Below are 15,295 nucleotides of genomic sequence, written 5' to 3' on the forward strand. Positions count from 1 at the left end.
CAAGAACCACATCGCCCGGGCTGCCCTGGAGGCCACTGCTTTCCAGGCCCGCGAGGTGCTCGACGCCGTCAACGCGGACGCCGGCGTGCCGCTGACAGAATTGAAGGTCGACGGCGGCATGGTGGCCAACGATGCGCTGATGCAGTTCCAGGCCGACATCCTGGGCGTCCCGGTGATCCGGCCCACCGTGATTGAGACGACGGCGCTGGGAGCCGCCTACGCCGCCGGCCTCGCCGTCGGCTTCTGGAAGGACCTTGGCGAACTCTCGGCGAACTGGTCCGAGGACAAGCGGTGGGAACCCCGGATGGACGGTGCAGAACGTGACCGCCAGCTGCGCCTATGGAAGAAGGCGGTCACCAAGTCCATGGATTGGGTCGACGAGGACGTGCTTTAGCCCTCGTGCGTTATCACCGTGCCGGCGTTGCCATCCACGGTGACCAGTTGGCCCGTGTGGAGGCGGTGGGTGGCATTTCCGGTGCCTACGACGGCGGGGATTCCGTATTCGCGGGCAACGAGGGAAGCGTGGGCGGCCAGGTTTCCCCCGTCAGTCACCACCGCTGCTGCGTGGGCAAACAGGGGTGTCCAGGCGGGCGCGGTCGCTTTCGCCACCAGGACCTCGCCGGGTTGGAACTGCGGAAAGTCCTCGGGGCCGTCCACCACCCGGACCCTGCCCTGGACCCGGCCAGGGCTGGCCGGGTGTCCCACCAAGGCACCTTCCGGATGGTCCCGGCTGCTGCGTGCCAGGTTGGCCAGACGGTCGAATGCGTTGCCCACCAGCGGGGGCATCTTCCCTGCTGACAGTGGCGCAGCAAGTTTCCGCTGCTGGGTCCACTCCCTGCGCCGCCGGTCCACATGGTCCTGTTGCCGCGGCGCGTCCACACCCAAGGCGTCGAACGTGAGGAAATAGATGTCCTCAGGAGCTTCGATGGTCCCACGGTTGTGGAGGCGGGCGCCGAGTTCGCCCGTGCAGCGGCGCAGCAACGGCCAGCCAAGCGTAAAATCCCGGACCTGTTCCTCGCGGAGCACGGCATAGTGCTGGGCAAGGCTGAGGAGGGCGTCGAACCTGTGCAGTTGCCTCGTGCCCTGAAGCACGGCACGGCATTGTGCCTCTGCCTTCCGCCGGCGGTCCACCGCAGTTCCAGCCGGGCGGTGGACTGTCTCCTGAAGGGTGCCGGGCCTGACCTGGTGTTGGCTTTCCTCGCCCGCCGTCGGGTGGTACCAGTCCAGGCTGTACACCGCATGCGGAACGGCGCCGGGCAGCGCCGGGGCGAGGCCGCCCAGCAACGTCTGGTAGCCCGGGGCCTGCCCGGGCTGCGCATTGGAGGAGGCACTGCCGGCGAGGGGCCCCGCCAGATGCCGGCGCCAGAACCGGGCCAGCGCCACTTCCATCTTCCAGGCGCCGCCACCCGTGACCGAAAAGAACCACAGATATTCGCCGGCAATTTTCGTCACCTGGTCCACCAGGCCGATGAGCTCGGTCCCGGTCGCCGAACCCAAGGCGTCCAAGGGAGTAGCCGCGACAGCCCGGTAGGCGGGCAGGCAGTCCCTTCGCCACTCGTCTTCCAGGTCCCGCAGCACCGTCCTGTCCGCACCGGCGGGATCGAACATGGGGCGGAACACCGAGTTGTAGAAGTAGGCCACGGCCCGTGGCGGCCCTCCGAACAACACCTGCGGAAGGCGCCGCGGGCTCGGCGGGGAAACGTAGTACCAGCCATTGATCACACCGTTCCGCATCGGCACTTCAACGCCAACAAACCTGCGGACGGCGGCGTTGTAGGCAGCATCGATCCGGGGAATCGCCCAGTCCATGAATAACGGTGTGACGGGTTCAGGAAGCCATTCACCGAGGCGGAAGTTCCGGAGCCAGGGGCCCTTCCCGGGCGGCTCCCAGCTGACGGGATCCGGCAGTGCTGTCATCGGGCGGGCCTGGAGAATCAGGACGTTGCCGGCGTCGTCCACCGCCCACTCGATGTCCTGTGGGCAGCCGAAATGAACTGCCACCCGCGCCGCAACGGCCGCACCGCACCCAAGGCGCTTGGCTCCGTCAGGACAGAGCCAGCGCCTTGGGTGCGGTGCGGCCGGCCGTGGCGGACCGTCCATTCCTCTCCGGTTGATACGCCGGACACCAGTTTTTCGCCCAATCCTGACACCGCCGAAATGACGATCTCGTCCCGGGCGCCGGTCAGGGGGCTGGCAGTGAAGGCAACACCTGCGGCGGCGGGCTCCACCATCTGCTGGACCAGGACGGCCATGGCCGGGCCTGGCGGTGCTGCCGGCGCTGATGGGTCCGCCGGCCCGGCCGCTTCTGCTGTTTCCCTCCTGGCGACCGAGGCCTGGTATGCCCTGACGCGGTCAGTCTCTGCCGACCGAAAGCAACCCTCAATGGCGGCGGAGAGGTCCTCGATCTCCACCCGCAGGTATGACTCATACATTCCGGCAAACGATGCGTCCGGCAGATCTTCCGCGGCGGCTGAGGACCTGACGGCGAAGGGGCCGGGGCCGGCGGTGGACGCCGCCTTCCGCAGGCGCTCAGCCAGAGTCGTGCCCGCTGGGTTGTCCTGCAGTGCGGCCTGGGTGACGACAAAACCTGCCGGTACCGGAAAACCTGCCGCGCTGAGCGCTGAAAGGGCCGCTGCTTTGGTGCCGACAGCCTCCCGCGATTGTGCCGCAGGATCACCAAGGCGGGGGAACGGGACGTCTTCACGCACGGGAGTCTCCATCCCGATCAGGCAAAGCGATGGGGGAATTTCAGTCTAGCCGCAGGCTCCATCACGGCCTAGGGCACGCAGCTGTCCGCGTGCGGTGGGTGCGCTAAAGTAGACCTATGCGTGCGATCCTTCAGCTTAGCTAGCCGCCCGGTATCCGAAGACCTACGGATGGCCGTGCGGCAGCCCCTCCATGGCGAGGGGCTTTTGTGTGTCCGGGCCGGTTTGCGGCCGGACGGCAGGAGGATCAGACCGTGGTGGCAGCACCGATGCCACCACTGAACAGAAGAGGGCAGCAGTGAGCGTTCAGCCGGAGACAGACACCGGAACAGCAGCAGCGACGTCGGAATCCCCCGAAGAGGGGGCGTACAGCTTCGCGGCGATGGAAGCCAAATGGCCGCAGGTATGGGAGGACCTCAAGGTCTTCACGCCTGTCGACGACGGCTCCCGCGAGCGCCGCTACGTGCTGGACATGTTCCCGTACCCGTCCGGCGACCTCCACATGGGGCACGCCGAAGCTTTCGCCATGGGCGATGTCGTGGCGCGCTACCTGCGGCAGAAGGGCTTCGACGTCCTGCACCCGATCGGCTGGGATTCCTTTGGCCTGCCCGCGGAGAATGCCGCCATCAAACGGAACGCGCACCCGAGCGAGTGGACCTACGCCAACATCGACACCCAGGCGGCGTCGTTCAAGCGCTATGCGATTTCCGCCGACTGGTCACGCCGGCTCCACACGTCCGATCCCGGGTACTACCGCTGGACGCAGTGGCTGTTCAAACGCTTCTACGAGCGCGGCCTTGCCTACCGGAAGGATTCCCCGGTCAACTGGTGCCCCAAGGACCAGACCGTGCTGGCCAACGAACAGGTGGTCAACGGTGCCTGTGAACGCTGCGGCACGCCCGTCACCAAGAAGTCCCTCAACCAGTGGTACTTCAAAATCACCGAGTACGCAGACCGGCTGCTCGATGACATGGACGAGCTCCGCGGCCACTGGCCCGAGCGCGTGCTGGCGATGCAGAAAAACTGGATCGGCCGCTCTGAGGGAGCCCACGTCAACTTCGTGATCGAGGCCGACGGCGGCAAGCCCGCCAAGGACGTCACCGTCTTCACCACCCGGCCGGACACCCTGTACGGCGCCACCTTCTTCGTCGTCGCTGCAGACGCGCCGCTGGCCGTCGAACTGGTGACAGCGGAACACGCCGATGCCCTCGACGCCTACCGTGAAAAGGTCAAGGCGCTCACCGAAATCGAACGCCAGTCCACGGAGCGGGAAAAGACCGGCGTCTTCACCGGACGGTACGCCGTCAACCCGCTGAACGGCGAGAAACTCCCCGTCTGGGCAGCCGATTATGTGCTGGCCGATTACGGCACCGGCGCAATCATGGCCGTCCCGGCGCACGATCAGCGTGACCTTGACTTTGCCAGGACGTTTGATCTGCCTGTCCGGGCGGTGCTGGACACCGGAGAGGAAGATCCGGCTGTTTCCGGCAAAGCCACCTCGGGGGAGGGCACCCTGATCAATTCAGGCGTCCTGGACGGCCTGCCGAAGACCGACGCCATTCCCGCTGCGATCGAGATGCTCGAGCAACAGGGCACCGGCGAGAAATTCGTCAACTTCCGCCTGCGCGACTGGCTGCTCAGCCGCCAGCGGTTCTGGGGGACCCCCATCCCCATCATCCACTGCCCGTCCTGCGGCGAGGTCCCCGTCCCTGACGAACAGCTGCCCGTTACCCTCCCCTCAGACCTTCGCGGCGAGGACCTGTCCCCGAAGGGCACGTCGCCGCTGGCTGCGGCAGAGGCCTGGGTCAACGTTGAGTGCCCCAACTGCCATGGGCCGGCCAAGCGCGACACCGACACGATGGACACGTTCGTGGACTCGTCCTGGTACTTCCTGCGGTTCGTCTCGCCTGAGTACACAGAAGGTCCGTTCGATCCCGAGAAGATCAACGACTGGATGCCGGTGGGGCAGTACGTCGGCGGTGTGGAGCACGCCATCCTGCACCTGCTGTACGCGCGCTTCTTCACCAAGGTCATCCATGACCTGGGCATGATCGAGGCCGACGAACCCTTCAGCGCCCTCCTCAACCAGGGCCAGGTCCTCAACGGCGGCAAGGCCATGTCCAAGTCGCTGGGCAATGGTGTTGACCTGGGTGAGCAGCTGGACAAGTTCGGTGTGGACGCTGTCCGACTGACCATGATCTTCGCGTCCCCGCCGGAGGACGACGTCGACTGGGCGGACGTTTCGCCGTCGGGCTCTGCGAAGTTCCTGGCCCGCGCCTGGCGGCTGGCCCAGGACGTTACCAGCGCCGCCGGGGTTGACCCATCGGCCGGCGACCGCGCCCTGCGCTCCGTCACCCACCGCATCATCGCTGATGCCGCCGCGCTGCTGGACACCAACAAGTTCAACGTGGTGGTGGCCAAGCTGATGGAGCTGGTCAACGCCACGCGGAAGACCATCGATTCCGGCGCCGGCGGGTCTGATCCCGCCGTCCGGGAAGCCGCCGAAGCGGTCGCCGTCATCCTCAGCCTGTTCGCGCCATACACGGCGGAGGACATGTGGAACGTCCTGGGCCACCCGGCCTCCGTGGCGAACGCAGGGTGGCCGGCCCACGACGACGCGCTCCTGGTGCAGGACACCGTGACCGCCGTCGTCCAGGTCCAGGGCAAGGTCCGCGACCGCCTGGAGGTCTCCCCGGAGATCGGCGAGGACGAGCTGCGCGAACTGGCGCTGGCCAGCGAAAACGTCCAGCGGGCCCTCGACGGCCGCGGTATCCGCACGGTGATCGTGCGTGCGCCTAAACTGGTCAACATCGTCCCGGCCTGATACGAAGGCAGGGCTGTGTACCGGCCACCGGATCCACCCGGTGGCCGGCTTCGATCCAGGAGGCCAACTTGCCCGACCGCGACGCAGCTGCCTGGCTATGGGTCCGGGAGCGCCTTGCCGGCCTACGGCACACGGCGCGTACCGGTGCTGCACCTGCAGAAGCTCCCGCCGTCGTCCGTACGGCAGTGGTGACGGACTCGGCCTCGGCTCTGCCGGCTGACTGGGTGCACGCCTGTACCGCTGATGGCCGGCTGACGGTCATTCCCATGCCGGTCATGGTGGGTGCAGAAATCTATGGCGAGGGTGAAGACGACATCACCGGGATCATTGCGCTGGCGATGGCGGCCGGAAAGTCGGTCAAGACGTCCCGCCCATCGCCCGGCCAGTTCGAACAGGCCTTTCTGGCAGCGGAACGCCATGGCTACGAGGGCGTGGTGTCGATCCACATTTCCGGCGGCCTCTCCGGCACCGCGGATGCCGCCCGGCTGGCGGCGGGCCGCGTTGGTATCCCTGTGGAAATCCTTGACTCGGCCACGGTGGGGATGGCGCTGGGCATGGGCGTGCAGAGTGCCGTTCTGGCCGCGGAGGCCGGTCTCGACGCCCCAGCGGTCCGCGCCGTAGCGGCGGAGCAGTTGGCGCGGACCAAGGTCTATTTTTACGTCCCCAGCCTTGAGCAGCTCCGGCGCGGAGGGCGGATCGGCGCAGCCGCTTCGCTGCTGGGGACCATGTTCGCCATCAAGCCCATCCTGGCCGTCGACGACGGCAAGATCATCCCGTTGGAAAAGGTCAGGTCCGCTGCCAAAGCGGTGGCCCGGCTTGAGGAGATCGCCGCGGCGGATGCAGCGTCCCGTCCTGAAGGCCAGGCCCGCCTCGCCGTTCACCATTTTGGCAACCCGGAAGAGGCGGAGGCCCTGGCCGACCGGCTTGCCGCTGCCCTGCCGGGGTGCCCGCGCGCCCAGATCAGTTCCCTGCCCGCGGTCCTGGCTGCGCACGCCGGGCTGGGAGTGCTTGCCGTGATTGTGGGGGAGAGCGGCCCGGCGGCCGCGGAAATTGCCCCGCCGGCGGTGGCCAGCTAACTGTTCCACCGGCGGTTTCCACATAGGGCGGCTCCGTCCTGTTACCGGGGGCGGCAGTTCCCTAGCGTGGGGATCATGTCACGCCGGGACGCTGGAGCTGCACGCCAGGAGGCCCGTCATGCCCGGGACCGGCTGCAGTCAACGCTCGGAGGCAGCCTCCTTCTGACCGGTGGCAGCGGTGAGCCGTTCGAGTACGACGGCGGAACGCACCTTAGTGCTGACGGCCCGGACCCAGGCGTTGGTGGTGAGGCCGGGAACGGCACGGGGAAAACCGGACCATCCCTGCGGTGGCGGATTGGATTCCGGGCAGCACTACTTATCGGGGCATTGGCGGTCCTGGCCGGTGCCTGGTTCTGGTGGCAGGTAGGTGCCGGGAAGCCAGAGGTGGTGCCGCTGAGTGACATCTCAACCCAGGACAGCGGATCCGCGGACCCAGGGGCTCTCCCGGACAATGAGCCGGAGGGGCCGGATCCGCCCGGTGCAGGTGGCATGCCCGGCGTCGTGATCATCCACGTGGCCGGCGCCGTCGTCACGCCGGGCGTGGTGCAGTTACCGGCCGGAAGCAGGGTGCACCAGGCCGTCGCAGCCGCGGGCGGCGGAACGGCGGCAGCGGACCTCAACAGGCTCAACCTGGCAGCCGTGCTCACCGACGGGGAAAAGCTCTACGTGCCCCAGGCAGGCGAACAAGTCCCCACCGGCCAGTCCGGGCCAGGTGCACAGCCGTCCGGCGGTGACGGCGGGAGTGGTGTCCCCCGGGAAGGGAAGGTCAATCTGAACACTGCAGGCATCGAAGAACTGGACGCCCTGCCGAAGGTGGGGCCGGTCCTGGCCCAGCGGATCGTGGACTGGCGCAAGGAACATGGCCCCTTCAAGGCTGTCGAGGAGCTCGACGCCGTGGACGGCGTGGGCGCGAAGATGCTCGAAACGCTCCTGCCCCTGGTGGGCATCTAGATGGCCGCCCGCAGCCCGTGGAGCCGCTTCGTCGACTCGGCAGTGCAGGGCCAGAACGCTCCCGCCGGCTCCGAAGGCGGCAGGCAGGGCACACCCGGGCCCGCCATCAAACCGGGCCTGGCGAACAGCCCGCATCCCGGCATGGGCAGCAGCGTGCGGAGGCCAGGCGGCGGCAAACCAGGCGCTGCCTGGCTGGGGGAGCACGTCGGGAAGAAGCTGCGTGGCCAGGAGCGGATTGCCCCCAGCGATGTTCCGCGGCGGAGGACCGACGTCAGGCTCGCACTTCCTGCGCTGCTCATCTGGGGTGCTGCCGTGGCCGGCGTCTGGTTCAGCCCGATGGTGTTGTTGGGGGTGTGCTGCTGTTCCTTGCTCGTGGCAGCTTTCCTGGTGTGCCGGGCCGCCCGTGGCAGGAGGCTGGCTGCAGGCCGGCGCAGCTTTTCGCTGACCACCGCCATCGCCCTGATGCTTGCCGCGGCAACAGCCTCCCACTCTGCGGTTTCTTCGGCGCAGCGCACTGACGGTCCTTTTGCAGAGGCAGTTGCATCCGGCCTGTCCGTGGTGGCGGTCATCGAAGTGACCGGCTCACCGCGGGCCATGGCGCTCCCGGGGGCTGCGGGGCCGTCCGGCCGCTGGTCGGTGCCTGCGAAGACCCAGGAGGTCACTGTCAGCGGCCAGATCATCAGCACCAGCGCACGGCTGGTGGTGATGGGCGGAAGCGGCTGGGGAAACCTGGTGCCCGGGCAGGTGGTCCGCACCGCAGGCAAACTGAAGCCTGCGGATCCCGGCCAGGAGGAAGCCGCGGTCCTCGCAGCGTCGCTGCCGCCCGGCGCCGCAGGAATCGGGAACCTCGGCGGCGGTGCCAGGGGTTGGGAAGTCGTAGCCAGGGATCTGCGTGGGCGGTACGTGTCAGCTGCGGCTTTTCTTGCCGACGATCCGGCCGGCCTCCTGCCAGGCATGGTCACCGGTGACACGAGTGCGTTGGACGAAGGGCTCAATGCGTCCATGAAGGCGGTCGGCATGACGCACCTGACTGCTGTGAGCGGGGCGAACTGCAGCCTGGTCCTGGGTGCCCTGCTGGTGCTGGCACGGAGCCTGCGATTGCCCCGGATTCCTGCGGCCGGGCTGGCGCTGGCCGGCCTGGGAATGTTCGTGGTGCTGGTGGGCCCCGACGCCAGCGTGCTGAGGGCCGCGTTGATGGGCTCGATTGCGCTGGCGTCGCTGGCCGGCGGACGCTCGGGCCGCGGGCTCAGCTTCCTCTGCCTCGCCGTGATCGGACTGCTGTTGCTTGACCCGGGCCTGGGAACCAGCTTCGGCTTCCTGCTTTCCGTCCTGGCAACACTGGGCATCATTGTGCTGGGCCGCAGGATGATCGACTGGACCCCGGCAGTGGTTCCGCGCTGGGCTGCAGCCGCCTGGGCGGTACCGTTGTCCGCTCAACTGCTGTGCGGCCCTGTCATCGTGCTCCTGCAGCCGCAGTTCTCCACCTACTCGCTGCTGGCGAATATCCTCGCCGCACCGCTGGTAGCGCCGGTGACGCTCCTGGGCACGGCCGCCGTGCCGTTGCTGGCGGTGGCGCCCTGGGCAGCCACCATGCTGATTGCGGTGGCCGGTACTTTCAGCGCCGGTGTGGCCGGAACGGCGCGGATGAGCGCAGGGCTACCCGGCGCTTCGCTGCCCTGGCCGGAAGGAATATTCGGCCTGGCCACCATGGTGCTGTTCTCTGTGCTGACACTGGCCGGCGTCTGGCTTGCCGTCCGGCCGCGCCAAGTGCTCCGCCTGGTCCTGGCACTGCACGCACGGACGGAGGCGCTGCTGGAACTTCCCGAACGGTGGATGCACCGACGACCGCGACAGCGCCGGTGGCGTAGGACCACCAGCCAGCCTGCCTGGTCAATGACGACGGCGAATCCAAGTACCCGGAAACGCCGGCGCACTCCGCGATGCCGGCAATTGCCAACTGATAGCGTGGAAACCGGCCAACGGGGCTGGTTATTGGGCATTTTCTGGGGCGGGGAAAAATGACGGAATGGAAGCCTGGCTGGTGGGCGCGCGCCCTCAGGGGAACGGGGCCATGGGTCCTGTCGCTCCGCGAAGGCAGACTGCAGGTCCGCGGGATTCGACGGGACGTGGACGCCGATGTGCTGGACCTCGTCGGTCTCCACGCTCACCAGGATTCGAAGCGGATCGTCATCGCGACGGCTCAGGGCGCGGAGCTGGTTCTCGATGGTCTCTCCCGTCGTGCGGTGCGGGAGGTCGAAGCCGCCTACCGTTTGCAGGTTGAGGAACGGCGGCATCTCGCTGCTCTCGTCTTGGCTGCGGAGAAGCAGGGTGAGGGGGCCCGCCTGTGGTGGTCCCAAGTGCAGGACGTGATGGACCGTCCCAGGTGGGCGGACCAGGACACCATGGCCGCGCTCGAGCTCGTCCGTCCAGATGTCGCCCTTTGGGTGGCTGCTGCCAGCGATCCGAGGCTCTCCGGATTTCCTCTGGGGAAACGTGAGGACCAACGTGCCGCAGTCGAGGCTTCCCGCACCATTGACTTGCCGGGCTGGGCTGCCCAACGGAACGCGACTTTCTTCGAATGGGAGAAAAACGAACTGGCGGACTTCTTCCGGACTGTTGAGAAATCGCCCTTGACGGAGGAGCAGACGATGGCAACGGTCTGTTTTGATAACCGGGTGCGTGTGATCGCGGCCGCGGGCTCCGGTAAGACCTCCACGATGGTGGCACGCGCCGGCTACGCGATCCGGCGCGGCATCGCAGAGCCGGCCGGGATCCTCGCTCTCGCGTTCAACAAGAAAGCAGCCGGTGAACTTACGGACCGGCTCGTCTCCCGCCTGGGCAATGATGGTGCCGGGGTGGTGTCAAGCACGTTCCATGCCTTCGGGCTGCGCATCATCGGTGAGGCGACGGGCCGCAAGCCTTCGCTTCCCGACGACCTCGCCACCGACAACGGGATCGGGCGGCTTGCCAGGATCGTGGACGTCCTCCGCGACCAGGACGCGGCCTTCCGCCGGGATTGGGACCTTTTCCGGCTTGTCTTCGGCAGGCAGCTGCCCGACTTCGGAGACGAAACCGAATCCGACAAGGTGGACCGGCGCACGGGCACGCTCGGCTTCGAGACCCTGGCCGGCGAGGTCGTGAAGAGCCAGGAAGAGGTGATGGTCGCCAACTGGCTTTTCCTCAACGGCGTCCGGTACGAGTATGAGCGGCCGTATGCGCACGACGTCGCCGACGCGCATCACCGGCAGTACCAGCCGGACTTCTACTATCCGGACATTGACGTTTGGCATGAGCACTGGGCGCTCGGGCCCGACGGCAACCCGCCGCCCCACTTCGACGGGTATGCGGAGAGCTTGCAGTGGCGGCGTCAGACACACACGCGTTTCAGTACGCGGTTGATCGAGACGACGTCAGCAACAATCAGGGGTGGGTCCGGATTCGATCATCTTGAGAAGGAACTCCGCAGGCATGGAATCCAGCTCAATGAAGACCCCTACCGGGAGGCTGCAGGGGAGCCTCCGATCAGCGATGCGGCCATGGTGAAACTGATGCGCTCGTTCATGGTCCATGCGAAGGGCAACCACCTCGCTCCCGATGTGCTGCTGCAGCGCGCCGGCCACGCCTTGCGGAACAGGCTCTTCGTCCGTCTGTTCTCGGCGGTCGTTGCTGAATGGGACCGGCGACTCCGTGCAGCTGGCCAGATTGATTTCGAGGACATGCTGAATCTCGCTACAGATCACGTCGAGTCGGGCCAGTGGACGAGTTCCTACCGGCTCGTCATGGTCGACGAGATGCAAGACACGAGTGCTGCGCGCGCGGCGCTTGTGCGGGCACTGCTAAAGACCTCTGGGACCTACCTGTATGCGGTGGGCGACGACTGGCAGTCCATCAACCGGTTCGCAGGCTCAGACCTGAGCGTGATGACATGTTTCGATGACTGGTTCGGCTCGGCATCGACGATCCGGCTGGACCGCACCTTCCGGTCCCCGCAGTCCCTGTGTGATGTCGCAAGCGGGTTCGTGATGAAGAACCCGGCTCAGATTCTTAAGAACGTCCAATCTTCGGCTCCGGATACTGAGGAATCAGTGCTCGCGGTCAGCGTGCGGGATCGGGGCCAATATGGACTGGCCGTTCAGCGACACCTCATGGGGCTTGACGCAGGTCTCACGGCACCGGCGACCGCCCTGCTCCTTGGCCGGTATGCCCGTTCCAAGGACGATGTAACCTCAGCCCTGAGCGCCAGGTATGCCAACCTTTCCGTTGAGTTCAACACGGTGCACGCCTCGAAGGGGAAGGAAGCGGACTACGTCGTCGTTCTCGGCCTTGAGAGGAGGGGCTTTCCCAGCACTATTGAAGACGATCCGGTCATGCAGCTGGCCATGGCGGTACCCGACCTTTACCCGTATGCCGAGGAACGGCGCCTGTTCTATGTCGCGCTGACACGTGCACGCCGTTCCGCGCTCCTTGTCACCCGCAGCGGTGGAGAATCGCCATTCCTCCTCGAACTGGTCAGAGACAGCGCGGTTAAGATCAGATCTGCCACAGGAGATGACATCACACCAGTGGTCTGCCCGAAATGCTTGAAGCGCACCATGAAGGAACGCAAAGGACGATACGGTCAGTTTTTTGGCTGCACAGGCTACCCGGTATGCGACGGGAAGATGAAGCTCGCGGCAGGTACGTAGGGAGCGGGAGCGGTCCGGCGAGCGAGGTGCGCCCGCGAACGCCACCCGCGGCTTGGAGCGGGCCCCCCGCCATGGCAGGCTTAGACACTGCACCAGAATTTCCGGGAGGAACCCACCATGGCCGCTGCCCCAGGCACACGAACCAAAGCGCAGGCGACGAACACCGCCTCCTGGCGGGACGTGACCCCCGCTGAAGTCGTGCTGGTGGGCGGTCCCGAGGAATACCTGGGGATCCGCGCCATGGACCACATCCGCTCACAGGTTCGGGCAGCCTTCCCCGACGTTGAAATAAGCCACCTGACGGCCGGCATCTACGAACCGGGGGCGCTGGCCATGAACGTCAGCCCCTCGCTGTTCGGCGAGCGGAAACTGATTGAAGTCGAAGGCGTTGAAGCGATGAACGATGCGTTCCTGGCCGACGCCCTCGCCTACCTCGCCCATCCTGAGCCGGACGCAGTCCTGGTCCTGAGGCACTCCGGGGGAGTCCGTGGCAAGAAGCTCCTCGACGCGGTAAAGAGCGGCGGCTGGCCGGTGGTGGACTGCCAGCCGTTGAAGAAGGACGCTGATAAGGCGGCGTTTGTTTCCACTGAATTCAGGACCGCGGGACGGAAGATCAATTCCGACGCCGTGCAGGCTCTGGTCAACGCTGTCGGGGCCAACCTTTCGGAACTGGCGGCGGCCTGCAGCCAGCTGATCGCGGATGCCCCGGGTGCCGTGACTCCGGACGTGGTGGACCGGTACTATGGCGGCCGGATCGAGGCCACTGCTTTCAAGGTGGCGGACGCCGCCATGGCCGGGAACGGTCCGGTGGCGCTTTCCACCCTCCGTCACGCCCTCGCCACCGGGGCTGACCCGGTACCCATCGTGGCGGCGCTGGCAGCCAAGCTGCGGACCGTTGCAAAGGTCGCCGGGGCACATGGATCCCCGGCACAGATCGCCCGCGAGCTGGGAATGCAGCCCTGGCTGGTGGAACAGGCCCAGCGCGATGTGCGCCGCTGGACGCCGGAAGGCCTGGTCCGCTCCATCCAGGCGACGGCGGAAGCCGATGCACAGGTCAAGGGCCTGTCGCGGGATCCGGTCTACGCCGTCGAACACGCTGTCACCGTCATCGCAACGTCGGCGCAGCGGCACTGACGCCGTCCCGGGATCACCCCGGCTGGCGAAACCGGCCGGCGCACGGGGACAGGGTCAAAGAGCCGGTGCGCAGAGACAGGCTTGCAGACCGGAACAGGCTTAAAGAGTTGAGGCCGGCACCCTATCGGGTGCCGGCCTCAATCATCAGTTCAACAGAACTGGAAACCTTACAGTGCGTTGACCTTCTTGGAGATCGCCGACTTGCGGTTCGCTGCGTTGTTCTTGTGCAGAACACCCTTGCTGACAGCCTTGTCCAGCTTGCGGCCGGCAGCAACCAGGGCAGCAGTAGCTGCATCCTTGTCGGTGGACTCAACGGCGGTGTTGACGGCGCGGATGGCCGTCTTCAGCTCAGACTTGACTGCGTTGTTGCGCAGGCGTGCCTTCTCGTTGGTGAGGATGCGCTTCTTCTGGGACTTGATATTAGCCACGTGTGAACTCTCTTTTTAATGCGGAAATGGTCTAGAGGGCTTTCAGATTGGCCATTGACTGAGCGGCGTGGGGATACCTATGGCGGCCAACCATCAGTGGCCGTCGACCTGCACGGACACACAGCTATAAAGAATAGCAGACCTCTGGGCGGGCTGGCCATTTGGGCAGGTTGCTTCCAACCGTGTCGACGCCTTATTTCCAGCCGTGCCGGCGCCGGAGCCCGGCGGCTACCAAATCGAAGCGTTTCCGCTCCAGCACGGCACCTTCCCGCCGGATGCTGTCCGGGCTGATTTGCAGGACCCGCCCCAGGTTCGCTTCACTGGGCCTTTGCTGCCGGTCCCAGCTGCCCGTCCCGATGTCCACGTAGTCTTCGGACCTGCTGCTGTCCTGATCGTGGTCCTTGCTGGTCAGCATCAGCCCCAGCAGGTGGGGACCGTTGTGGCCAACCAAAAGAACGGGCCGGTCCTTGCCTTTGCTGTGGTCCTCTTCATACGGGACCCAGGTCCAGACGACCTCGCCCGGATCGGGGCTTCCGTCAGGATGCGGCGCGTAGCGGACGGAGGAGGCGCCCCGGAAGTCGCCGGGGTACCAGCGGGCCGCCGCGGATGAGGCAGCCGGACGGCCTGCTGTCTTCGGGGCTGCTGGACCGGCAGATCCGGCCGTGCCGGATCGAAGTTTCTCCAGGACCCTGACGGTCATCCGGACGGCGCTGGCCAAGGAACGGAGGTTAATAGGCATGGGCCAACACTATCGCCGGCCCGGCATTGCCTGTTGGATGCGGTGCGATGGGCCCTGACGTGGGACACTGGAGGTTCAAAATGTGCGGCCCGGCCGCAGGGTGCCTTCGTTGCGTCCTGCAGGCGGCCGCGTGAAATGCCAACAGTAAGGACCCTGCGTGTCTCCCATGGCCCGCACCGCCCCGGTGCCCGCCGCGACAGATCCGGCCATCATTCGGAATTTCTGCATCATCGCGCACATTGACCACGGTAAATCCACCCTGGCCGACCGCATGCTGCAGTTCACCGGGGTCGTTCAGTCCCGCGACATGAAGGCCCAGTACCTGGACCGCATGGACATCGAACGCGAGCGTGGCATCACCATCAAGTCCCAGGCCGTCCGGATGCCGTGGGAACTGGACGGAACCAGCTACGCGCTGAACATGATCGACACCCCGGGCCACGTTGACTTCACCTATGAAGTGTCACGTTCACTGGCAGCCTGCGAGGGTGCGGTGCTTCTGGTTGACGCCGCGCAGGGCATCGAGGCCCAGACGCTTGCCAACCTTTACCTGGCGATGGAAAACAACCTGACCATCATCCCGGTGCTGAACAAGATCGACCTCCCGGCCGCCCAGCCCGAGAAGTACGCGGCGGAACTGGCAAACCTGATTGGCGGAGACCCCGACGACGTCCTCCGCGTCTCCGGCAAGACCGGCATGGGTGTGGAGACGCTGCTGGACAAGATTGTCCGCGACCTCCCGGCCCCCAAGGG

12 protein-coding genes are annotated in these 15,295 nt (G+C 66.4%); 8 read left to right on the top strand and 4 right to left on the bottom strand.

Going from position 1 to position 15,295, the window contains the following annotated elements:
• On the top strand, positions 1-394 hold a 394-nt coding region (locus DBR22_RS06450; protein ID WP_258229061.1), incomplete at its 5' end, for an FGGY-family carbohydrate kinase.
• On the opposite strand, the gene DBR22_RS06455 is transcribed toward DBR22_RS06450, so the two are convergent.
• Both DBR22_RS06455 and DBR22_RS06460 read right to left on the bottom strand, forming a co-directional pair.
• Positions 391-2,001, bottom strand: coding sequence for a PEP-utilizing enzyme (locus tag DBR22_RS06455; protein ID WP_181365058.1), 1,611 nt, complete (start codon positions 1,999-2,001; stop codon positions 391-393). The genes DBR22_RS06450 and DBR22_RS06455 overlap by 4 nt on opposite strands.
• Positions 1,935-2,708: a PEP/pyruvate-binding domain-containing protein gene (locus tag DBR22_RS06460; RefSeq protein WP_181365059.1), complete on the bottom strand. Its 774-nt coding sequence runs from the start codon at positions 2,706-2,708 to the stop codon at positions 1,935-1,937. The genes DBR22_RS06455 and DBR22_RS06460 overlap by 67 nt, the downstream gene beginning before the upstream one ends.
• Positions 2,709-3,003: 295 nt before the next feature.
• Here DBR22_RS06460 and leuS point away from each other — a divergent pair, with 295 nt between their 5' ends.
• The 6 genes from leuS to holA all read left to right on the top strand — a co-directional run bounded on the left by leuS (position 3,004) and on the right by holA (position 13,375).
• The gene (leuS, locus tag DBR22_RS06465; protein WP_108598322.1) at positions 3,004-5,529 is read left to right on the top strand and encodes a leucine--tRNA ligase; all 2,526 of its coding nucleotides are present in this window, start codon (positions 3,004-3,006) and stop codon (positions 5,527-5,529) included.
• Positions 5,530-5,597: 68 nt separating this feature from the next.
• On the top strand, positions 5,598-6,605 hold the full coding sequence (locus DBR22_RS06470; protein ID WP_108598323.1) for a DegV family protein: 1,008 nt from the start codon (positions 5,598-5,600) through the stop codon (positions 6,603-6,605).
• Between the two features lie 75 nt (positions 6,606-6,680).
• Complete coding sequence (locus DBR22_RS06475; RefSeq protein WP_108598329.1) at positions 6,681-7,556, top strand: ComEA family DNA-binding protein; 876 nt, start codon at positions 6,681-6,683, stop codon at positions 7,554-7,556.
• A complete protein-coding gene (locus DBR22_RS06480; protein WP_108598324.1) occupies positions 7,557-9,578 on the top strand; it encodes a ComEC/Rec2 family competence protein in 2,022 nt (673 codons plus the stop codon).
• Positions 9,575-12,241 carry a UvrD-helicase domain-containing protein gene (locus DBR22_RS06485; RefSeq protein WP_108598325.1) on the top strand — a complete coding sequence of 889 codons (2,667 nt, stop codon included), beginning with the start codon at positions 9,575-9,577 and terminating at the stop codon, positions 12,239-12,241. The genes DBR22_RS06480 and DBR22_RS06485 overlap by 4 nt, the downstream gene beginning before the upstream one ends.
• A 117-nt stretch (positions 12,242-12,358) precedes the next feature.
• Positions 12,359-13,375, top strand: a complete 1,017-nt coding sequence (gene holA / locus DBR22_RS06490; RefSeq protein ID WP_108598326.1) for a DNA polymerase III subunit delta — start codon at positions 12,359-12,361, stop codon at positions 13,373-13,375.
• Between the two features lie 167 nt (positions 13,376-13,542).
• Here the strand turns inward: holA and rpsT are convergent, their stop codons facing one another.
• Positions 13,543-13,803 carry a 30S ribosomal protein S20 gene (gene rpsT / locus DBR22_RS06495; RefSeq protein ID WP_108598327.1) on the bottom strand — a complete coding sequence of 87 codons (261 nt, stop codon included), beginning with the start codon at positions 13,801-13,803 and terminating at the stop codon, positions 13,543-13,545.
• 193 nt (positions 13,804-13,996) lie between these two features.
• The gene (locus tag DBR22_RS06500) at positions 13,997-14,542 is read right to left on the bottom strand and encodes a type II toxin-antitoxin system PemK/MazF family toxin (protein WP_108598328.1); all 546 of its coding nucleotides are present in this window, start codon (positions 14,540-14,542) and stop codon (positions 13,997-13,999) included.
• A gap of 157 nt (positions 14,543-14,699) precedes the next feature.
• Here DBR22_RS06500 and DBR22_RS06505 point away from each other — a divergent pair.
• Positions 14,700-15,295: GTP-binding protein (locus DBR22_RS06505; protein WP_181365060.1), on the top strand; the 596-nt coding region annotated here is incomplete at its 3' end.

Origin of the sequence: Arthrobacter sp. HMWF013 (assembly GCF_003061105.1) — a bacterium.
GTDB lineage: Bacteria > Actinomycetota > Actinomycetes > Actinomycetales > Micrococcaceae > Arthrobacter.

Coding starts and splice junctions, on each gene's coding strand:
- holA (WP_108598326.1), top strand. CDS start 12,359: ATGGCCGCTGCCCCAGGCACACGAACCAAAGCGCAGGCGACGAACACC.
- DBR22_RS06485 (WP_108598325.1), top strand. CDS start 9,575: ATGACGGAATGGAAGCCTGGCTGGTGGGCGCGCGCCCTCAGGGGAACG.
- DBR22_RS06480 (WP_108598324.1), top strand. CDS start 7,557: ATGGCCGCCCGCAGCCCGTGGAGCCGCTTCGTCGACTCGGCAGTGCAG.
- DBR22_RS06475 (WP_108598329.1), top strand. CDS start 6,681: ATGTCACGCCGGGACGCTGGAGCTGCACGCCAGGAGGCCCGTCATGCC.
- DBR22_RS06500 (WP_108598328.1), bottom strand. CDS start 14,542: ATGCCTATTAACCTCCGTTCCTTGGCCAGCGCCGTCCGGATGACCGTC.